At 66.3% G+C, this 22,341-nt stretch carries 10 protein-coding genes; 1 reads left to right on the forward strand and 9 read right to left on the reverse strand.

The annotated features are described in order from the left end of the window. From LJF27_RS21600 to LJF27_RS21610, 3 genes are read right to left on the reverse strand one after another with little or no spacing between them, the layout of a single operon-like run. Complete coding sequence (locus LJF27_RS21600; protein ID WP_003097570.1) at positions 1-1,134, reverse strand: ABC transporter permease; 1,134 nt, start codon at positions 1,132-1,134, stop codon at positions 1-3. 12 nt (positions 1,135-1,146) lie between these two features. Next, positions 1,147-2,916 (reverse strand): ATP-binding cassette domain-containing protein, encoded by a 1,770-nt coding sequence (locus tag LJF27_RS21605; RefSeq protein ID WP_003097571.1) that lies wholly within the window; start codon positions 2,914-2,916, stop codon positions 1,147-1,149. Then, the gene (locus tag LJF27_RS21610; RefSeq protein WP_003097573.1) at positions 2,916-3,926 is read right to left on the reverse strand and encodes an HlyD family efflux transporter periplasmic adaptor subunit; all 1,011 of its coding nucleotides are present in this window, start codon (positions 3,924-3,926) and stop codon (positions 2,916-2,918) included. The genes LJF27_RS21605 and LJF27_RS21610 overlap by 1 nt, the downstream gene beginning before the upstream one ends. Positions 3,927-4,036: 110 nt before the next feature. Between LJF27_RS21610 and LJF27_RS21615 the strand changes: the two genes are divergently transcribed. Further along, positions 4,037-4,687 (forward strand): TetR/AcrR family transcriptional regulator, encoded by a 651-nt coding sequence (locus tag LJF27_RS21615; RefSeq protein WP_003097575.1) that lies wholly within the window; start codon positions 4,037-4,039, stop codon positions 4,685-4,687. Positions 4,688-4,693: 6 nt separating this feature from the next. Here the strand turns inward: LJF27_RS21615 and LJF27_RS21620 are convergent, their stop codons facing one another. From LJF27_RS21620 to LJF27_RS21645, 6 genes are all read right to left on the reverse strand, one after another. Further along, entirely contained in the window at positions 4,694-5,422 is a 729-nt protein-coding gene (locus tag LJF27_RS21620) for a thioesterase II family protein (protein ID WP_223818294.1), read from the reverse strand. A 69-nt stretch (positions 5,423-5,491) separates the two neighbouring features. Beyond that, on the reverse strand, positions 5,492-6,985 hold the full coding sequence (locus LJF27_RS21625) for an amino acid adenylation domain-containing protein (RefSeq protein ID WP_003122615.1): 1,494 nt from the start codon (positions 6,983-6,985) through the stop codon (positions 5,492-5,494). Continuing rightward, positions 6,982-8,115: an acyl-CoA dehydrogenase family protein gene (locus tag LJF27_RS21630; protein WP_003097582.1), complete on the reverse strand. Its 1,134-nt coding sequence runs from the start codon at positions 8,113-8,115 to the stop codon at positions 6,982-6,984. The genes LJF27_RS21625 and LJF27_RS21630 overlap by 4 nt, the downstream gene beginning before the upstream one ends. 1 nt (position 8,116) lies before the next feature. Beyond that, positions 8,117-9,754: an NAD(P)/FAD-dependent oxidoreductase gene (locus LJF27_RS21635; RefSeq protein ID WP_023103070.1), complete on the reverse strand. Its 1,638-nt coding sequence runs from the start codon at positions 9,752-9,754 to the stop codon at positions 8,117-8,119. 55 nt (positions 9,755-9,809) lie between these two features. Then, positions 9,810-15,029, reverse strand: a complete 5,220-nt coding sequence (locus LJF27_RS21640) for a type I polyketide synthase (protein WP_023103069.1) — start codon at positions 15,027-15,029, stop codon at positions 9,810-9,812. Between the two features lie 43 nt (positions 15,030-15,072). Then, on the reverse strand, positions 15,073-22,338 hold the full coding sequence (locus tag LJF27_RS21645) for a type I polyketide synthase (protein ID WP_023116911.1): 7,266 nt from the start codon (positions 22,336-22,338) through the stop codon (positions 15,073-15,075). Positions 22,339-22,341: the final 3 nt, after the last annotated feature.

Consider the following 22,341-nt stretch of genomic DNA (forward strand, 5'->3'; position numbering starts at 1 on the left):
TCAGTCCAGCTTCTTGCGTGTGCATAGCCGCGCAGCGTTCAGCAGGAATACCGCGTAGCCGGCGAGGATGAGCAGGTTCTTCAGCGCCAGGTGCCAGTTGTCGCCGGCCAGGAACAGGGTCTTGACCAGTTCCATAAAATAGGTCGCTGGCAGGATCGAGCCGACCAGGCGGATGAAGGTCGGCACGTTGCGCAGGTCGAACAGGAAGCCCGACAGCATTAGTGCAGGAAGGAAGCTGGAGAGGATCGCTACCTGGCTGGCAAGGAACTGGTTGCGTGTCCTGGCGGAGATCAGCAGGCCGATGCCGAGGGTGACGAACAGATACAGCATGGAACTGAACAGCAGCAGCACCAGCGATCCCTGTATCGGTACGCGGAACAGCAGGCGGGCCGACACCAGGCACATCGATAATCCCAGGAGACCAACCAGGAAGTAGGGGATGATCTTGGCCAGCAGGATCTCCGCGGAGCGCACCGGGGTGACGAAAAGGGACTCCAGCGTCCCCCTCTCCCATTCGCGCGCCACCACGAGCGAGGTCAGGAAGGCGCCGACGAGGGTGATGATAAGGGCGATCAGCCCCGGTACCAGGTACCAGGTACTGCTGTTGGCGGCGTTGAACCACATCCGCTCGACGATCCGCACGCCCCCCTGCACCCGCTCGCCGCCCAGACGGTCCACGCGTTGCTCGTGCCAGACCCGCAGCGCCCCGTTCACGTAGCGCCCGAGGGTGGCCGCGCTGTTCGCGTCGGCACCATGCAGGAGTAGCTGGATGCGCCCGTCCCCCTGCTCCAGGCGTCGCGAGAAATCCACCGGGATGCGCAGGATGCCGTCTACCGTACGCTGCCGCATCAGGTCTTCCGCCTCGCGGATACTTGCCACCTGGACGGTCGAGAAGTAGCTCGAGCCCGCCAGCTTCGCAGCCACGTCCCTCGCAGCCGGCGAGCTGTCCTCGAGAACGATCGCCAGGGGCGTGTTGCGGATATCCAGAGAAAGCCCGTAGCCGAAGATCAGGATCAGCACGATGGGCAGGATCACGCCGATCGCCAGGTTGCTCCTGTCGCGCAGCAACTGGCGGAGTTCCTTGCGCGTCAGGGCGACGAGGCGCCGCCTGAAACCGCTATCCGGATGGTGCATGCGTCGTTCCTCCTAGCCCGCCGCCATGCCCAGTCGGGCGCGCGAGCGCTCGACCACGGCGATGAAGGCACTGTCCATGTCGGAAGCCTGCTCGCCTCCCTGTCGCCGGACCTCTTCCGGCGTTCCCAGCGCCAGCAGGCGCCCGGCATCCTGGATGACGATCCGGTCGCAGTACTCCGCTTCCTCCATGAAGTGCGTGGTGATGACGACGGTGGTCCCCGCCGCGGCCAGTTCGGTGATCTGCCGCCAGAAGGCGCGGCGCGCCAGCGGGTCGATGCCGCTGGTAGGCTCGTCGAGGAAGAGGATGTCCGGCTCGTGGAGCAAGGCCACCGCCATGGCCAGGCGCTGCTTGTAGCCGCCCGGCAGGTCCCCGCTGCGATCATTGCGCTGCCCCTGCAACTCGAACTGGCGCAGGACGGTATCGAGCCGTGCCTTGAGTCGCCCCCCGAACAGGCCGTAGGCCCCGCCGAAGAACTCCAGGTTCTCCTGGACAGACAGGTTGCCGTAGAGAGAGAACTTCTGCGAAACGTAGCCGATGCGCCGCCGAGCGGCGGCCCGGGCGCTCCTCAGGTTAACCCCGGCCACTTCCAGGTGGCCGCTGGAGGCTGGCAGCAAGCCGCAGAGCATGCGAAAGGTGGTGGTCTTGCCGGCTCCGTTGGGGCCGAGCAGACCAAAAATCTCGCCCTTGAACACTTTGAACGAGGTACTGGCGACCGCCGTGAAATCACCGAACTTGCGCACCAAGTCGCGGACCTCGATGATCGGGCGACGCTCGCTCTCCAGTTCCTCCTCGCCGCCCGGCTCGTCCGCAGGCGCCTGGGGAGAGGGCTGGCCCTGGTCGCTGGCGTGCTCGCGCAACAGCACCATGAAGCCATCCTCGAGACGAGCCGCCAGCGGCTGCGCAGCCTGCTCTCCGTGTAGCGAGGGAATCTCCTCGAGCGACGCATGGCCGGAGCGGATGAAACGCACCTGGCCACCATGAGGAACGGCATCGACGATATGCTCCCGGTCATCGATCAGCCTGGCCTGCAAGGTCCTGGCCGGCACCCCGGCTGCCGGCTCGATGCCATAGCACAGGTCCTTGGCACGCTCGCTCAGGTCTTCCGGGGTTCCCTCGGCGATCAGGTTGCCCTGGTACAACACGAAGACCTGGGCGCAACGCTGCGCCTCGTCCATGTAGGCGGTACTGATCAGCACGCTCAGCCGCTCCTGCTCGATCAGTTGCTCGATGATCTGCCAGAGCTCACGGCGTGACAGCGGATCCACGCCGACCGTGGGTTCGTCCAGCAGCAGCAGGTCCGGCGAACGCACCAGGGTGCAGGCCAGGCCGAGCTTCTGCTTCATGCCACCGGACAACTGGCCGGCCAGGCGCCCGGTGAAGCGTGAAAGATCGGTCATCTCCAGCAGACGCGCAAAACGCTCCTTGCGCTGGCCAGGTTCCACACCGTGCAGGTCGGCGTAAAGATCAAGATTTTCCTGGATCGTCAGGTCCTCGTAGAGTCCGAACTTCTGCGGCATGTAGCTGATCCGGTCCTGCACGGCTTGGGGTTCGGCGCCAACGTCCAGCCCGAGTACCCTCAGTTGCCCTCCATCGGCCTTCATCAGCCCGGCGATCAGTCGCAGCAGGGTGGTCTTGCCGGCACCGTCCGGCCCGACCAGGGCGCTGAGCCGCCCCGCCGGAATCCGCAGGCTGACCTCGTCGAGCGCGACTAGCGGGGTGCCGCCGCGGGTGGCGAAGCGCTTGACCAGTCCACACGCCTCTACCGGGACCACCGTCTCCATCACTGCCCACCCCCGGCGCCGGGTTCGTCGAGGTAGACGGTGGCGGGCATCCCCAGCCGCAGGCGATCCTCGGGATCGTCCAGCAACACCCGGATCTCATAGACCAGGCTGGTCCTCAGGTCCTCGGTCTCCACCGTCTTCGGGGTGAACTCAGCAACCGAGGAGATATAGCCGACCCGCCCATCGACGGGCCGCTCCGGCACGCTGTCGGTGACCACCCGCGCCTTCTGTCCGGGATGCACGCGTCCCAGTTGCCGCTCGTTGACATAGGCGCGCACCCATTTCGGATCGGTCAGCGCCAAAGCGAACACCGGCCTGCTCGGCGAAGCCATGTCGCCCGGTTCCAGCAAGCGCGTCCGGACGGTCGCGTCGCGAGGTGCCTTCAATTGCGCCTGCGAAAGATAATGCTCGAGAAGCCTCAGGTCGGCCCGGGCGACCTCCAGTTCGGCCTGCGCCTGGGCGATGTCCTCGTCCCGCGGGCCGATGTCGGCGAGCTGCCAGGCCTTGCGCTGGTTCTCCACTTCGGCCCTGGCGACCTTCAGTCGCGCGGCGGCCGCATCCAGGCTCTGCCGACTGACGCCCTTGCCGTCGGTGCCACCGGCGATCCGCTGCAGGCGCACCAACTCCAGGCGGGCCAGTTCGGCTTCCGCCTGTGCCGCCTGCAGGCGCGCCCTGGACTGGTCGACCTCCTGCGGCCGGGTGCCGTTGCGCAGGCGCAGCAACACTTGCTCCTGCACACCGATCCTCGCCCTGGCGGTCTCGATACGCAGGCGAAGGGTACGCGTATCGAGCTCGGCCAGAACCTGCCCGGCGCGCACCTTGTCGCCTTCCTCCGCATGCAGCGCAACGATTCGTTCGCTGTTCTCGAACGCCAGGGAAACCTGACGGATGTCGACGTTGCCGTACAGTTTCAGGGCATCCTCGCTGTCGTCCGCGCCAAGGAAATACCAGCTCGCCCCCGCTCCTATGGCAAGCAGTACGGCGGCTCCGGCAATCAGCTGCTTCTTCATGTCTGGGTCCCTTGGTCAGCGCAGGAGATGTCGAAATCAAATTCCAATTGAATTTGATCTAGTAAATAACAGACAATCGCCCTTATCAACCCCCTGACAGCAGGACTCCCATGAGCACACGACGCCGCACCCCACGAAGCGACGGCGAAAGTACCCGCGCACGGATTCTCGAAGTCGCCGGCCGGCTGTTCGCCCAGCACGGTTATGCCAATACCGCCAGCAAGGCCATCTGCGAGGAAGCTGGGGCCGACCTTGCCGCGATCAACTACCATTTCGGTAGCCGCGACGCCTTGTACAAGGCGGTGCTGGTCGAAGGACACAAGCAGTTCGTCAGCCTGCACGACCTCCGCGAACTGGCGGATAGCGCTCTTCCGCCGGAAACCAAGCTGGAGCGTTTCATCAATGCCATTGTTTCCCGCCTGCTCGACGACCGCAGTTGGCAGAGCAAGGTCTGCGCTCGCGAAATCCTCGCGCCGACGGCGCACTTCGCCAGCCTGATCCGCGAGGAGGTGATGCCCAAGTTCGAAGCCTTGGAGCGGATCATCGGCGAGATCACCGGCCTGCCCCGCCACGACCCCGCCCTGTCGCGCTGCGTCATAAGCATCATCGCGCCCTGCCTGATGCTGATGGTCATCGATCGCGACCAGTCGAGCCCGATGCAAGCGATCCTGCTGCACGACGCCGACGCCCTGAAGAACCACCTGAACCTCTTCGCCCGCAGCGGACTGGAAGCCATACGCCGGCACCACGACCCCTCCTGACGCGGCTCAGAGTGTGACGAACGCGCACGAGACCGCGCTGCTCGCAGTCAGTGCCGAGCGAATCCGGGCCATGGCCTGGACCCCGCTTTCGTTGAGGAAAAAATGCCCGCCCGGTAGGCAGGCATGCTCGAACGGCCCGCTGCTGTAGCGCCGCCATTCCGCCATCCGATCGGCGGGGGCGATTCGATCTCGATCTCCCGCCAGGCAGGTCAGCGCGCAGTCCAGCGGCTGCGGCTCCCGGCAGCCATGGGAGTAGACCAGCTCGATATCCGCCTGGATGATCGGCAGGAACATCTCCATGAGGTCGGGCTCGCCAAGGACGATGTCAGGCACCCCGCCCATTCTCCCGAGCAGCGTGATCGCCTGGTTGGCCGGCAGGCGATGCAAGGGCTGCACCGCCTGCCCTAGGTGCGGCGGAGCCATGCCGGAAAGCACTAGCCGACAGGGCTCCGTCCGCCCACGCGCGCGCAGGACGCAGGCGACCCGGTAAGCCAGCAGCGCGCCCATGCTATGGCCGAAGAAAACATACGGGACATCGTCGTCGAACAGGTTCGCCAGGCAATCGGCGATCGCCCCGCCGGCCTCCTCCATGTCGCGGTAGGGAGCCTCGGCCGCACGGCTTTCCCGGCCGGGCAACTGCAGTGCGTAAAGATCGACGCTGTCGTACAGCGGCAGGAACCAGTTATGGAATACCGACGCACCGCTGCCGGCATAGGGAAAGGTGAATAGTCGCATCTTTCCCCGTGGCCGGTTGGCATAGGGAAACCAGAGGGCCATTTCCGACATCGCAGAGAGCCTCATCTGTCAGTCCTCCACCAGGGCTTTCAACTTGAAGCGATCGACCTTGCCGTTAGCGTTGCGCGGCAGTTCCGCTAGCGTCTTCGCCCGGTCGACGATCATGTAGCGCGGCAGTCGCTCAGCGCAGTGACGCTTGAGTTCGATGAGCGAGACTGCCTCGCCATCGCTTGACACCAGGAACGCCCAGAGCGCGGCGTCCATGCCGCCACCGGCGACGATCACCGCAGCCTCGCGTACCCGCGGATGGGCCAGCAGAGCGGCCTCCACCTCGCCCCGTTCGATGCGATAGCCACGAACCTTGAGCATGTCGTCACGACGACCGAGATACTCGTAGTTGCCATCGTCCAGTTGCCTGACGAGGTCGCCGGTGCGATAGCTCCCGGTAACCGCCGGCTGGCCGAAATAGCCGAGCATCACGGTGGGGCCGCGAACGATCAGCTCGCCCTCCTCCCCGACCTCGCAGCGCCGGCCATCGTCCTTTTCCGCCCAGACTTCGTCGCCGGAAGCAGCCGTCCCGATGGGCACCGGCTGGAGACGAGCAGGATCGACCGCGACAACCTCGTAACAGGTGCAGACATTGGTCTCGGTGGGACCGAACAGGTTGGCCATGCGCAGCCCTGGGAACGCTTCCCGGAGCACACGCAGGTGTTTGATCGGAAAAGGCTCACCGGCGAACAGCACGACTCTGAGGGAGTCCGGGCAAGACTGCAGCAGGTTGCCGTCGCGCATCATCATGAGCAGGACCGAAGGTACCGAATACCAGACGCTGATCCGCTGTTCCTGGAGGAACGCCGTCAACAGCGCCGGGGAAAAGGCGATGCCTTCCGGAACCAGGCAAACCGCCGCGCCACGGCTGAAGGCGCAATAGAGATCGAGCACCGACAGGTCGAAATGGAACGGAGCATGGTTGGAAAACCGATCGCGTGCCTCGAAGGCAAAACGCTCATTGGCCCACTCCACGAAGGCCAGGGCATTGCGGTGGCTCAGCGCAACGCCTTTCGGCGTGCCGGTAGAGCCCGAGGTGTAGAGGATGTAGGCCAGATCGTGTTCGCCTATTTCCTCCGGGGCGGATGCGCTGGCGGGTAGCTCGACATGAGACCAGTGCAGGGGGCATGCGGGATCGTCCAGGACCACGATACGCGGGCGCCGTTCCAGAGCGTCCAGATCCGCCAGACGACTCGCGGTGGAAAAAACCAGGCTCGCCCCGCTGTCGGCGAGAATCTTTTCCAGCCGTGACACCGGTCCCAGCGGATCCACCGGGACATAGACAACGCCCTGGCGCAAGGCCCCCTGCATCAGCGCCGGCAACTCCACCGACTTTTCCGCCCAGAGCAGGATCCGCTCTCCGCGCCCCACCCCCAGCGCAACCAGCAAGCCGGCATAGGCCTCGGCCCGCGCGTCCAGTTCGGCATAGCTACAGGAGCCGGCCTGGTCAACGACGGCGATATTGCCCGGATACTCGCGCGCACTGCGCACGAGGCACTCATGCAGGAGCTTCATAGGCCGAGCTCCCGGGCAACGATCTCGCGCTGCATGTCCGAGGTTCCGGAAAAGATCACCGTGCCGACCGAGTCGCGGAACATTTCCTCGATGCCGAACCCCTCCAGGCAACCACGACCGCCGAAGATGCGCACAGCGTCCAGGCTCGAGGCCAGCGCGCCCTCGCTGATGGCCAGTTTCGACAAGGCGATGTGGAGTTGCTGGGGATCGCCCTGGTCCATGCCCCAGCAGGCCCGGTACAGCAGCAGGCGGGAGGATTCCAGGCGAAACTTCATTTCGGCGATACGGTGCGATACCGCCTGGTAGGCGCCGATTGCCTTGCCGAACTGGCGACGCGAACGGGCGTAGGCAAGCGTCTCTTCGAGTTGGCGCTCCATCATGCCCAGGAATGCCGCGAACAGGCAGGCGCGCTCCCAGCCCATCGAACTCTGGAACACGAAGCGGCCCTGCCCTTCTTCACCCAGGCGGTTGGCAACAGGGACCCGGCAGCCGGCGAAAGTCACTTCGCCGGCAGGACAGCTGCGCAGGCAGACCTTGCGCAACGGCTCGCTGACCATAACGCCCGGGCGCTCGCTCTCCACCACGAACCCGGTGATGCCCAGCGCACCGTATTCCGGCTGGGTGGTGGCGTAGGCGACGAATACATCAGCTACCGGTGCGTTGCCGGCGAAGCTCTTGAAACCGTCAAGGATATAACCACCGTCGTCCTGCGGCAGTGCGCGGGTCTTCAGTGCGGTCGAGTCGGAACCCGCGCCTGGCTCGGTGATGGCGTTGGAGCCGATCAGTTCGCCACTGGCCATCTTCGGCAGCAGGTCGCGCCGCAGCGATTCGCTGGCGAATTCGACGATGGGCATCGCGCAGGCGAACTGGTGGGCTGCCGCTGCAAACACCAGGCCCATGTCCGCACAGGAGTGTCCGAAGGCGTGCATCGCGACCGCCGTCGACAGCGCGCCAAGCCCCTGCCCGCCATAGTCGCGGGGAATGGAGAGGCCGAGCAGGCCGGCCTCCCCGCAGACAGCCCATTGCTCGGGCGAGAAATGCGCGGTCGGGCGCTCCGGCAGGCGTTCGCGGCAGGTCTCAGCGATTTGTCGTGCCAGCTTTTTCTGGGAATCGTCAAGGTTGAAGTCCATGTCAACTCTCCTTGCGCATGGATGGGTTTCTGAAGGAGCGGTAGAAGATCAGGCGCCCCACTTCCGAGGGCACTTTCACCAGCCCCCACCACAACGCCTTGAGCTTTCGCCAGGTAGTCAGCTGATAGACACGAGCGTCAGGATCAGCAAAATCAAAAATAGGCGGAACAAAATCGGCAGCGGCAAGCTGCGCGAAGATCTGCCGCGCGGCGTCGGACGACGACAGGTTCCCGATCTCGACTTCATGGCAACGTTCCAGTGCGAAGTTCAGGATGTCCTTGTAGCCTTGGTAGAGCGGCATCCAGAAACCGTCGTCGGTGACCCGGTCGATCTCGTCGAAGACGTGCGGATCCCGGGTCCGGGCGAAGGCATCGTTGATCTTGCGGGCGGTGATGGTGGCAGCGATCGATTGCAGCAGCCAGACACGAGCGTAGGCGTTCCAGAGATCCGGATCGCGGAAAGCAATATAGGCTCCCCGGGTGATCCGGTCGTTCAGGTGGACGATGCTGTTCTGGATGCCGACGAACGCCTGCAAGGCGGTGCTCTGGTAATCGCCCTGGCGTGCCGCATCGATCAAACGGTGCGCCAGCGCCAGGACCAACTCGCCGGCGTTGGACAGCTTTCGGGAAAACAGCAGGTCATTGGACGCCGCCCCCTCGTCGAACAGCAGGTGGCGTCGGCCCAGGGGCTCATGGTGGAAGTGCTGGGCTGGTGCCCGGACCTGCCACTCCCCTACCCGCCGTGCACTCGCCAGGTGCTGGCGCAGCGAAGGATAGCGGTCGATCAGTTCGGCCAGCAGGCGATCCCCATCGGCCGGATCGAGCATTCTCCGATTGATCGACAGCAGCACCGAGACCCGCGGATTCCGCGAGTGTTGGTGGTTGTTGAAGGGGATCACGCCGATCCAGCCCTCGGCGAACACATGGTGCAGCGTCCCGGCATGCCATTGGCCTGGAAAGTCGGACGACACGCAGGCGTCGAACGGCTCGACATCCAGCATGTGCGCCGCCAGGCAGGTCGAGGCTGTCCTCAGCGGCGCCTCGTCCGGCATCCGCGGCAACGCTTTCGCCAGCGCGCCCCCGCGATAGCTGCCATCGACCAGGAAGTCGGCAGCGACCCACTGGCCTTGCCGGGTGAGGACCCGCACTCCCTTGTCGTCATGCAATTCGATCCGCGCATCCGTGCCGACCGAGAAGACTGTCGCACCGTAGCGCACCGCGGCGTTCAGCAGATGAGCATCGACATCCGGTCGGTAGAGATGGTTCTCGCCATGCTCCGAGGGCACGTTGAACTGCAGGGCCTTGCCCATGTCCACGGCGCGACCGGGCTCGTGATAGATGAAACCGAGGTTCTTCTTGACCCCGGAAGACGGCATTACCTGCCTATGGATATCGCGGGTCCGGGCGATATCCTTGATCTCCGCGACCTGGTAACGGTCAGCGACCAGTTCGAAGATCATCGAGGTATAGGGAATCGTCGCCTCCCCCGTGGTATCGGGCTCTGTCGAACGGTCCTGGAACAGGGCCACGCCAATGCCATTACGCGCCAAGCACGCGGCGAGCATGTACACGCTCGCCGTGGAGCCGAACAGCGCGATATCGAAATGCCTCGTTCCAGGCATGCTGGACATACCAACCATGGTGACCTCACCGTTGCATGAAGGATGGAAAGGGCGACGCGCGCCGCCCCGCTGTCTATACGGCGTCGAGCACTCCTTGTTGTTCGATGGACCTGGCGAGGAAATCCGGCCACATCAGGCCGGGGCACTCGAGGAATTCCCGGGCCTTTATCTGCACCTTCAGGTCGCGCCGGCAACGCGCCACCATCTCCATCACCAACAGAGAATCGAGTCCGTAGTCCATGAGACTGCCTCCGTCCTCGAGCTTGGCCCGGACCTGCTCGACCTTCACACCCAGCAGGTTGGCGTACTGCCCCCAGACATAGTCATCGACCAACTGGAAGCGCTCGCGCCCCTCCACCGCGGAAAGCTTCCGCAGCAAGCCCTGGTCCGCCGCGACATCGCCGGGCCTGGTCGGTGTGTCCTCGACCTCGATGTGCTCCAGCAGGGGCTGCGCCCCGCGCGACTCGAGCAAGGCCTTGAAGCGCGCCCAGTCGACCCCGGCGATCACCTGGTGGCCAACGTCGCTGCCCAGCAAGCGGGCCAGCAAGCCGATGCCCTGGGCCGGCGCCAGCGGTTTCAGGCCAACGCTCTTGAGGAAACCGAGCACTTCCTCGTCGAACAGATGACTACCGCCAGCCCACAGCCCCCAGTCGACCACCAGCGCGGGCAGCCCCAGGGCATGGCGATAGGCCGCGAGGCCATCGAGGAACTGATTGGCTGCGGCGTAGCTGGCGATGTGCTGGGAGCCCCAGACGCAAGCGATGGTCGAGCACATGGCGAAGAACTCCAGTTCCAGCCCCAGGGACAATTCATGGAGCAGCCAGGCGCCGTCCACCTTCGGCCTCAGCACCCGGTCGAAGCTGTCGCGGTCGGCGTCTCGAAGATCCTGTGGAATCGAAATGCCAGCGGCATGGAAAATTCCGCGGAGCCCACCCGGCATCGCCGACAGCTCCTCGAACAATGCGCTCATCTCCGCCTTCGAGGCGATGTCCGCCTGTACGTAGCGAACCCGGGAGACCGCCGCACCGAAGCGCGCCAGTTTCTCGCCCTGGGCCCGCGCCGGACTGCGTCCGGTGATGACCACCTGACCAGCGCCGTGCGCCAGTAGCCAATCGGCCATGCCCAGGCCTATCCCACCCATTCCCCCGCTGATCAGATAGCAGCCATCCTTGCTCGGGGCGAAGACGGAGTTCGGCCAACCAGTGCCGGTGTCGCGCTCCAGGCGATGCACCCGGCGGCCATCGCGACGCAGGCAGACCTGATTCTCACCATCGTTCAGCAGCAGTTCGTCCAGCAGGTTGGCGCACCAGTCGGGGTCGTCCGGCGCCAGGTCGACCAACCCTCCCCAGTGCTCCGGATGCTCGAGCGCCATGCTCTTGCCAAGCCCCCATAGCGGGGCTCCCGCCACGTTCACCGGCACGCCGCTGGCGAGCCCGGCGGCCTGGGCGCCAAAGGTGACCAGCCAGAGCCGGCCAACGGCCTCGTCGCCAAGTGGCAGAATCGCCTGGATCAGCGCCAGCAACGGATGCAGTACCCGTGACCGCAGCGTGTCCAGGCTATCCAGGGTTGGCCCGGCCCCCCTTGCGCGTTCGTCGAGAAAAACGATATCGCAGGGGGCGACGCTATCCAGCGCCTCCTGCAGTTGGCCAGGCTGGAAGGGTTGCGCGCGCAGCCCGCGTGCCTGCATGAGCGCCGCCAACTGGCGAGCGGCCTCGATATCCGACGACAGCACCGCGAAACCTCGTTCGCCGAGACACGGGTTGCCTGGCTGGCGTGGCCGCGATGGCCAGTCGAGCCGATACAGCACATCGGGTTGCGCGATGCGTTCCACCAACCTGGCATCTTCCAGCGCCATCCCGAGCGACATCCCCTCGAGCGTACCGAGGAGCTCCTGACCGGCGTCGTAAAGGTTGCAGTCGAAGCCCACGCCATCCTCGGCCGGCATGAGGAGCGATCGCCAGGTCTGGTTCAACAGCGCACGGCGTCCGCGCATCCTGCGGATCGACTCGAGGGCGGAAGCCGGCTTGCCGTCGAGCAGGCGGGCGAACAGGCACCCGCTAGCAGCGCCGCCGAGTTCCACCGACCGCCCCTCCCCGTCCAGCGGCGACAGAGCGCTCGATGCCGGCAGCGCATGGACCATCGCCAAGACCGCCTCGCGCCAACCCAGGCCCGCCTGGCATTCGGCCTCGCTACGCAACGAGCAGGTGACGGACCAGCATTTTTCCGGCAAGGCTTCCAGCTCGGTATAGAGATAGAGCCGATCGCCAGGATGGATCGCCAGGCCCTCACCGAGTCGCTCCAGGCTCAGCTCGAAGTCATCCAGACCGAGGTGGTCAAGGACATCCTCGAGCAGGAGCGAAAGCAGCCTGCCTGGCTCCAGCCGCACCAGCTCCTCGCTAGCCGTGGCGCCCAGCGCCAGCATGGCATCGGCGTCGAGGGTCGCCTCGAAGACCGGGAATGGCGCATTGATCGGTTGCCCGAGCAAGCGTCCCACGCCGCCAATCTGGCTGCGCCCGCCAGCCTGGGCACGGGCCGGGGTAAACCAGTAGCGCTCGCGCTGGAAAGCATAGCCAGGCAACGCCTGGCGCAAGGCGCCGTCGTGCGCATGCAGGCGCTGCCAATCCAGGTCGACGCCACCGGTGTACAACTGCGCAGCCGCCAGGCGTATTTCCCGCGCTGCATCACCGCCACGGCGCATGCTGGGCACGACGAGCAATGACCGGTCCACCTGGTGACGAAGCACCAGCGGTGTCAGCACCGCTTCCGGCGCGACTTCCAGGAACAGCTCGGTACCCTGCTCCAGCAAGGTACGTACGCCGTCGCTGAAACGTACGCTGTCACGGCTATGGGCACACCAGTAGTCGGCGGACGACAGGCTTTCCAGCGTATGCAGGCGTCCGCTGACGCCGGACACCAGCGGTATCCGCGGCTCGCTGAAACGGATCTCGCGGACTACCTCGCGGAAACGCTCGAGCATGGGCTCGGCCGCGGCACTGTGGAAGGCGTGGGAAACCGCGAGCTTGCGGGTCCTCACCTGCATCGCCGCGAGTTTTTCCAGCAGCACTTCGACGTCCGCTTCAGGACCGGCGACGACCAGGTCCTCGGGACTGTTCACCGCCGCCAGCTCGATACCCGCCAATCCTTGCTCGCGCAGCAGCCCGAGCAATTCCGCTTCACCGAGGTTCACGGCATGCATCACCCCTCCGGCGGTCATCAGTTCCTGGGCCAGGCGTCCGCGCGCCTCGACCATCCTCAGGGCGTCCTCCAGCGTGAGGGCCCCGGCGATACAGGCGGCGCCAATTTCACCGAAACTGTGACCGAACAGCGCGCCGGGGAGCACGCCCCAGGCCATCCACAAGCGGGCCAGCGCGTATTCCACGGCGAAAATCGCCGGCTGCGCATAGCGTGTCTGCGCCAGCAACGCCTCTGCCTCCGGCGTCGACTCGAACAAGGCGCAGGACAGCTCGACACCCATCCCGCGCAACGCCACGAGACACTCGTCCAATGCCTCACGGAACGGCAGCTCGCTGTCGTACAGCGTCCTGGCCATTCCCGGATACTGGCAGCCCTGGCCGGGAAACAGCCAGGCGGATGCCGGCGGCACACCAGGCCGACAGACACCCTCGAAGGTATCGCCGACCAGCTTCCGAGAAGCGTAGGCCGCCAATTGCTCGCGTAGGCGCTCACGGTCGTCGGCGACGCAAGCGAAACGATGCTCGAAGTGCGCGCGACCGGCGTTCACCGTATAGCAGAGGTCTTCCAGCGGCACCTGCGGATGTTCGGCGACATAGCGCTCGTAACGTCCGCACATCTGCCGCCTCGGTGTCTCGCCACGGCCGGACGCGGTGAACAGCTGCCAGGGATTGCCCCGGCCCGTTCCGCGCGCCCGCGGTGTAGCGTCGCCGACCAGCACATGGGCGTTGGTTCCGGTCACGCCGAACGAACTCACGCCGGCCAGCCGCTGGCCCTCGTGACGCGGCCAGGGAGTCGCCTCGCGCACCACCCGCAACGCCATGCGTCGCCATTCGACGCGTGGGTTGGGAGTGTGGAAGTTGACCTGTCCGGGCAACTCGTCGTGTTGCAACGCGAGCAGGATCTTCGCCAGTCCCGCAGCGCCGGCCACTGGCTCGAGGTGGCCGATGTTGGCCTTTATCGATCCCACCAGCAGCGGCCTGTCAGCCGGGCGCTGCGCGCCGAGCACGGCATCCAGCGCGCGCAGTTCGATCGGGTCGCCCAGCGGAGTGCCGGTACCATGTGCCTCGATGTAGTCGACCTGGCTCGCCTGGGCTCCGGCATTGCGCAAGGCAGCGGCGATCACCGCTTGCTGGGCGTGGATGTTCGGAACCGTGATTCCGCTGCTGGAGCCGTCGTTGTTGAGCGCGCTACCCTGGATCACCCCGAGCACCGGATCCCGGTCACGCTCGGCGTCGGCCAGGCGCTTGAGAACCAGCACCACGCAGCCCTCTCCCCGGCCATAGCCGTCGGCGGCGGCGTCGAAGGTCTTGCAACGCCCATCGCTGGCGACCGCCCGCAACTTGCTGACCAGGACGAAACCATAGGGCGAAAGGATCAGGTTCACCCCGCCGGCCAGCGCCAGGTCGCTTTCGCCGCTGCGCAGGCTCTGGCAGGCCTGGTGCAGCGCCACCAGCGAAGACGAGCAGGAGGTGTCGATCATCATCGCCGGGCCTTGCCCGCCCAGGGTGTAGGCGATACGTCCGGCGATAAAGCTGGTCTCGCCGTAGAACTGGTGCGCATTGACGTCAGCCACCTCGCCGAGTTGCTGGCGCAGCCGTACATAGTCGTTGGTACTGGCCCCCATGAACACGCCCAGCTTGCTGCCATCGAGGGAAAACGGGTCGATAGCCGCATGCTCCAGCGCTTCCCAGGCAACTTCGAGCGCGATTCGCTGTTGCGGGTCCATGCCCTCGGCCTCGCTCGGCGAGATACCGAAGAAGGCCGCGTCGAAGCGCTCCACGCCTTCGACGAAGCCGCCGCGCATCACGTAGGCCTTTCCCGGGACATCCGGGTCGGGATCGTAGTAATCGGTGGCGTAGCGTCGCTCGGCGGGCATGTCGCCGGTCGCGTCGGTAGCGTTCTTCAACAGGCTCCACAGCCGCCTGGGGCTATCCGCGCCACCCGGCAGGCGGCAACCCAGGCCGACCACCGCGATCGGTCCGGCCCCGCTGTGCGTCCTTCCCGCCAGCTTCTCCTTCAGGCTGCGGATAGTGCCGATGGCCTGGGCGAGACTGGCCTCCAACTGCTGCTTGCTCACATCTGACGTTTCGTTTTCCATGAAAGGCCTCGATCGGGTCTCAGTCGTCCTGCGGTGCGGTGAACTAGTAGTTCTCGATATCTCTCAGTTCCTCTTCCAGCGCGTCGATCAGCTCGCTGCGCGACAGCGCGGATATCTCGCGCCGCTCGCCGGGCTCCTGCGCGGGGCGCGCCGGGGGCTCGGTGGACACGGGTGCGGGCCCGGCCTGCAGGTGCAGGGCGAGATAGTCGGTGACGGCATCTATCGAGCAGTATTCGAAGGCGAAGGTGGCGGGCAGCTGGAGACCCAGCGCGCGGCCGAGGCGCGAACGGAAATCCAGCGACATCACCGAGGACATGCCCATCTCGGTGAAGCCCTTGCTGCGCTCTATGGCATCCGCATCCGGATAGCCGAAGACTGCGGCGACCTGTTCCGCTACCAATGCCGCCAGGGCCCTGCGCCTCAGGTGCTCGGGCATCCGCGCGAACCCCGCAGCCCGTTCCGGAACCGTCGCGGACGGCTGTCCGAGCCGGTCCAGCAGCGGCCACGGCAGCTCGTTCTGGTAGAGCGGCTTCAACTGCGCCCAATCGACACCATCGGCCAATCCGACACAGCCGTCGGGCTCCTCCAGCAGAGTCTCGAGCGCCCGAACGAGCCGCTCCTCCTTCAGCGGCTGCAGGCCGCTGCCCAGCAGGCGTTGACGAACCTCGTGCAGACCATCCAGCTCGGCCTCGGTCTGCAGGCCCAGCAGCAACTGGCAGGGAAGTCCCGCGCGGCGGCGTTCGCCGTGAAGCCACAGGGCGAAGCCATCGACCATCGCCTGGTGGGCGAAACCCGCCCCCCCCAGCAGCGAGGATAGGCTGCCCAGAATCAGGAAGAACGCCAGCGGCTGTCCCGCCAGCAACCCATGGAAGTTCTCCAGCGCGTGCATTTCGCGCCGAGCGGCGGCAACCCGGGTGGCGGATGTCGGCTCTTCCAACCGACCAGCGGTCCATTCCGGCCGTGCCTGGATGAAACCAGTGATCGACTGCTCCGCCTGCAGGCGCCCAAGGACCTCGGCCAGGGCGCGACGGTCCGCGCAATCGACAATCAATGTCTCCGGCAGTGGCGCGCCGGCCCACTCCACGGGCAGTCTCGGTGGCTGTTCGCACAGCACCACCAGGCGCCGCGCCCGGCGTACCGGCGAGAGCAGCAGGTAGGGCGTCAGGTCGGTACCGGCGCGGACATGCAACAAAACCGTGCCGCCCCCCGCCGAGGCGCTACCGATTCGGCGCGACGCGGCCGGTCGGACCTCCAGATACCGGGCGAAGACCCGCGTTCCGCGGATCTTCAGGTGATCGTGCCGGGGCACGCCGACAAGCAGGCGAGCGAAGCGATGCAGGCCGCGACCGTCGGCCGGGTCGAGCTCGACCACCCCACCCCACCAGGCGGGTTGTTCCAGCGCCAACGCCCGCGTCGCCCCATACAGTATCCCGAGCCTCCTGGCTGCGGCGGCATCGGCACGCTCGGCTGGCGGATGCAGGAACCAGATCGGCTTACCCGTCGGGCACGTCGCCACCGCCCGCCCCAGGGCGAGCAGAAAGTCAGCGAAACGCTGCTCGTCGCAGTCACCGCAGCAGGGCACGAGCAGGCCCTCACAGGTCGTATCGAGCGCAGCCTCGGCCAGCCACTCCGAGCGGTCCGGGACGTCCTCCCAGGGCATCTCGCGGACGCCCAGCCCGCGCGCCGAGAATGCCGAAACCAGGCGCGACATGCCGGCTCCACCAGGAAGCAGAAGCCGCCACTCGCCGCTTTTCCGTACCACCGGCTCATCCGGAAAGTCCTCCCAGCGAGCGACCAGGAAGGAGGCTGCCGGTTCATCCGCCAAGGCCAGTTGCTCTGGTTCGTCCGCCAGCAACAGCGGCCCTTCGAACAGGGCCACCACGCAGCCATCCTCGTCGACCGCGTACAGCGATTGCAGGCGCCCCAGTTCGGCGCCGGAAACCCGCACCGCAATGTGCTCGGGCAGGTCGTCCAGGACCTGCACCCGGGCGAATCCGACCACGGGAGCGGCATGGGCGCCTTCGAAGAGCGCGAGGGTTTCCGCCAGCAGCAGCCGTCGACGAGCCGCATCGCTGCGCAGAGGAAAGCGATAGTTGCCGTACCGGCCGTCGCGCTGCCCCTCGAGCGCGGCCGCAACCAGGCCGGCTTCGGCCTGGCCGAGGTCCGCCGGGGACAGTTCGAGCTGATCGACATCCGGGGAGGCGCACTCCAACGGCACGGCGCTGAGCACGTCACGCCATTCATGGTCATGCTCGCCACGCAACGCCAGGGTGATCGAGGCCTTGTCCGAGAGGCTCAAGGTCAGCCGCGAAGCGAGCGGCCCGCAACGCGAAAATCGTGGCACCGACAGGCGCAGCTCGACCAGGGCGAAGGCGCGCTCCGGCTCGGCCACTGCCAGCGCCTGCAGCAAGGCATCCAGCAGAAGCGCACCGGACGGATGCCAGTGAGTCTCGTCGCCGCTCTTTTCCTCGGGCAGGCGACCCAGCCATTGCCACTCGCCACCCATCCCACGGCTGTGCAACAGCAGGCACGGATGATCATCCTCCAGCGCCGGCTCCCGGACGCCATACTCGAGCCAGTAATCACGCAGTTGCCAGGGATAGGTCGGCAGGTCGACCCATGCCCGGACATCGCCGAACACCGCGAGCCAGTCCGCCGGCTGTCCATTCAGGAAGGCCGTGCACGCGCTGCGAGTCCCTTCGTCCAGCTCAGCAGGCATGCTTGCATCGATCCCCCGGCGCCAGTCCGCGAGCGCCACCGCGAGCTCGGCTGAACCGCGTCCGAACACCAGCAGGCGTGCCTTGAGCGGACTGCGGCCGAGCGCGGCACTACGGCAGACCGCCGCTGCGGACGCTTCGCCAGCGGCCAGGAAGCGCTCGTAGCTGGCGGCCATGTCCCGCAACGCCTCGTCGGTATGCGCCGAGAGGCACAACGGCCAGGGTCGCGAACCGTCGCCGTCGCTCCTTTCGCTGGGGTCCCGCACCTCACCGCGCAACAGCACATGGACATTGGTACCGGTGAAACCGAAAGCGCTGATGCCCGCGATCCGTTCTGCCGCTGGCACCTCCCAGGGCTGATTGGCCTGCGGCACCTGGAGACTCGTTGCCTGCCAGTCGAAGCGGCTGTTAGGACGCTGGAAGCCAGCCTGTCCGGGAATCACCCCACGCTCGACCACCAGGCAGGCCTTGATCAACGAAGCGATACCGGCGGCGGCCTCCAGATGTCCGACGTTACCTTTCACCGATGCCACCGCCAAGGGCACGCGCTCAGTACCTCGATAGGCGTTGGCCAGGGCCTGCAACTCGATCGGATCGCCGAGCACTGTGCCGGTCCCATGGGCCTCGACATAGCCCACCGCCGCGGCCGACAGGCTGGCGTTGGCCAGCGCTTCGCGAATCAACGCCTCCTGGGCCGGTCCGTTGGGTACCGTGAGCCCCGCGCAGGCGCCGTCATGGTTGACCGCCGAGCCCAGCAGAACGGCGATGACCCGGTCGCCGTCCGCCCGCGCCCGTTCCGCCCGCTTGAGGATCACCACGCCGCAACCCTCGCCGCGGCCGTAGCCATCGGCACGATCGTCGAAGGTCTTGCAGGTGCCGTCCGCCGATAGCGCACCGGCATCGCCCATGGATTGGAAGATTGCCGAGGATGCGATGACGTTCACCCCGCCGACGATAGCAATCTCGCACTCCCCGGCTAGCAGGCTGTTGCAGGCCAGGTGCACAGCCGTCAGCGATGACGAGCACGCCGTGTCCACGGTCAGGGAGGGACCGCGCAGGCCAAGGAAATGCGACAGTCGGCCGGAAATCGCCGAGAACGCGCTTCCGGTACCGTAGTTCGCGTCGATGCCGGCGGCGCAGGCCAGCAAACGTGCCTCGTAGTCGTGGGCATTGGCGCCGACGAAAACACCGACCTGGCGTTCGCGCAAGTCATGCGGCGGAATACCTGCCCGCTCCAGGGCCTCCCAGGCAACCATCAGGAACAGGCGTTGCTGCGGATCCATGCTGCCCGCTTCCCGTGGCGAGATCCGGAAAAAGTCCTCGTCGAACCCTTCCACGCGCTCGACCAGGCTGGCATGGCGCCGGGTGTTGACCGGCTCGGTCAGGCGCGACGACGGCACCGGCACGACGCATGTCGCCTGCTCGAGCAATACTTCCCAGAGCGCCTCGGGACTGTCCGCACGCGGCAGCCGGCAAGCCATCCCCAGCACTGCCACCTCGTGTCCGGTATCCGCCCCGCGCGCGGCTGGCGCACAGGTCGTCGGCTGGATTTCCTTCGCCGCACCCAACTGCTCGAGGCGCCGCGCCAGCGCCTCCAGATTCGGATAGTCGAAGCCGACCGTGGCAGGCAGTTCCAATCCCACCCGTGCCTCCAGCTTGCGCTTGAACTCGATCAGCGAGATCGAGGTCAGGCCGAGTTCGAAAAAACCCCTTTCGGCATCCAGCTCGTCGCATGGCACCCCGAGTATCTCCGACAACGCCGCGCTGACCACTTCCCGCGCCTGCGCCAGGGTGACCGCCGGGCGCGCCCCAGCCTTCTTCGCCGGAACATTGGCAAGCGCTGCCGCAGGCTCGTCGACCGTGCACAGGGCGACATCCTCGGCCGTGGCACAGAGTCGTCCCTCAGCGTCGAACACCTGCACCCTGGCATGCAAGGCTTGCGCGCGCGCCGGCACGCCCTGCGTCGCCTGGAACCAGTAGGCCTCGCGTTGCCAGGGGTAGGTAGGCAGTTCGACGAAGCCAGCGTCCCCCTGGTATGCCTTCCAGTCCGGCGCCACACCGTTTTCGTAAAGGCCGGCGAGGATAGCCGCCAGCTCCGTGGATCCATCGCCCTCGCGCTGCAGGGCGCTGAACACCCGCGCCGCTTTCCCGGCGCGCACCGCCAGTTGCTGGATCGACTGCGCCAGAACCGCGTGCGGCCCCAATTCGACGAACAGGCGTGCGCCGTCCTCGAGCAGTCGCTCGATAGCACGATCGAAGCGCACCACTCCGCGGGCATTGCGCACCCAGTAGGCGGCGTCGGCGCATTCGCCCTGCAGGTTAGCGGCGCTGCTGGAAATCCATGGAATTTTCGCGGCATCCGGCTCGATGTCGGCGAGACTGGCCTGGATGTCGGCAAGGCACGGCTCCATCTGCCACGAATGGAACGCATAGGGTGCCGGCATCAGGAAGGTGAACCTGCCGGCTTCTCCCAGGCGCTGTTCCAGGGCGGCCACGGCGCCCGCCTCACCGGATACCACGCAGGAGACGTGGCTGTTGACCACCGAGATTTCCAGCGACGGGCCAAGCATGGGTTGCAGCTCTTCGGCGGAAGCCCCGACCACCATCATGCGGCCGCCGCCGAGGGTACCCTTCATGGCGTTGGCGCGGTGATAGATGACCTGTACCGCCGAGCGCAGGTCCAGGGCGCCGGCGCACCAGGCCGCCGCCACCTCGCCCATCGAATGCCCAACCACCGCGCCTGGCGTGACACCCCAGCGGCGCAGGCATTCGGTGAGGGCGACCTGGATGGCGAAAATCGCCGGCTGGGCGATTTCGGTCAGGTGCAGGCGGGACTCCCCCGCCGGCCTGAGCAACTCGGTTTCGATCGACCAACCGGACCACTCGCGCATGTGCCGATCGCACAGGCGGATCGTCTCGAGGAAGGCCGGCTCGCGTTGCAGCAGGCCGGTGGCCATGCCGAGCCACTGCGCGCCCTGGCCGGTATAGACGAAAACCGGCCCGTCGGCCGGCTTGCCGTCGCGTATCTCGCTGACAGCAAGCGTTCCACCGCCAAGATACGCAAGCTGTTGCCGGAGGCTCGCGGCGTCGCCACCGACCAGCGCCGCGCGCCGGACATGGTGGTCGCGGTAGCTGGCCACCCGGGCGACGAAGGTGCGCAGGGCCGCGTCTTCCTCCGGCAGCGCCTGGGCATAGCGCCGCGCCAGCTCGCGTACGGCCGCTTCCGTCTTCGCCGACACCGGCAGCACCCAGGTCCGCTGAATGTCGACAGCATCCGGCGGCGCTTCAGCGCTATCCGCCCCTTCGAGGATGAGGTGGACATTCGTGCCGCTGAGGCCGAATGCACTGACGCCTGCCAGGCGCGGTCCTTCCGGCAGTGTCTCAAGGGAAGTTGCCACCCGCAGGCTGGAGCGCTGCCAGTCGACCAGCGCATTCGGCTTGACCAGGTGCAACTGCGGCGGTACTTCGCCATGGCGCAGCAACTGCATCGTCTTGATCACGCTAGCCATGCCGGCGGCGGCATCGAGGTGCCCCATGTTGGCCTTGACCGATCCCACCAGCAGAGGTTTCTTCCGCTGGCGGAAGACTTCGGCCAGCGACGACAGCTCGATCGGATCGCCCAGGGGCGTTCCGGTCCCGTGGGCCTCGACATAGGCGATGTCGTCGATCTCCAGCCCCGCAGCGTCGAGTGCCGCGCGTACCACAGCGGCTTGGGCATTGGCGTTGGGCACGGTCTGGCCGGCGCTCTCGCCGTCCTGGTTGATCGCCGAGCCACGAATCACCGCCAGGATCGGGTCGCCGTCGGCTCGAGCGTCCTCCAGACGCTTGAGCAGCAACGCGCCACCCCCTTCGCCGCGGACGATGCCATCGGCGGCGGCGTCGAAGACCCGGCAGCGTCCGCTCGGCGAAATCGCCTTGATCTGGCTCATGTAGATAGTCAGCTCGGGCGACAGCATCAGATTGACGCCAGCGGCTATCGCCAGGTCCGCCTCGCGATTCTGCAAGGCGCGACAACCCAGGTGAATCGCCACCAGCGAAGAGGAGCAGGCGGTGCTCACCGCCATCGCCGGACCGTGCACGCCAAGGTGATAGGCGATGCGCCCGGCGGCGAAGCTGAACTCCTTGCCAGCCGCATAGAATGGATTGATCGCCGGGATACCGGCCTCGCGCGCATGCAGGGTAAGGTAATCCATGCCCAGCATGCCGACGTAGACCGCAGTGCGGGAACCTTTCAGGCGTTCAGAGCAGAGCCCCGCCCGTTCCATGCATTCCCAGGCGACCTCCAGCAGCAGCCGCTGCTGGGGGTCCATTTCGCGAGCCTCGGAAGCGGATATCCCGAAGAAACGCGCGTCGAAGCGGTCCACCTCATCAAGGAAGGCCCCCTCCCGGCAATAGGTGGTACCGGGACGGCTCGCACCAGCGTCGTGAATCGCCTCGCCATCCCAGCGGCCCGCGGGGACCGGCCCGACGAAATCGGTCCCACGACGAAGGAGGTTCCAGAATGCCTCCGGCGACGACGCTTCGCCGGGAAAACGGCAAGCGCTGCCGATGATTGCGACGGGTTCGAAACCCGCAGATGCCTTCGGAACCATCCG

This window comes from Pseudomonas sp. 203-8, from assembly GCF_020708595.1.
GTDB lineage: Bacteria > Pseudomonadota > Gammaproteobacteria > Pseudomonadales > Pseudomonadaceae > Pseudomonas > Pseudomonas aeruginosa.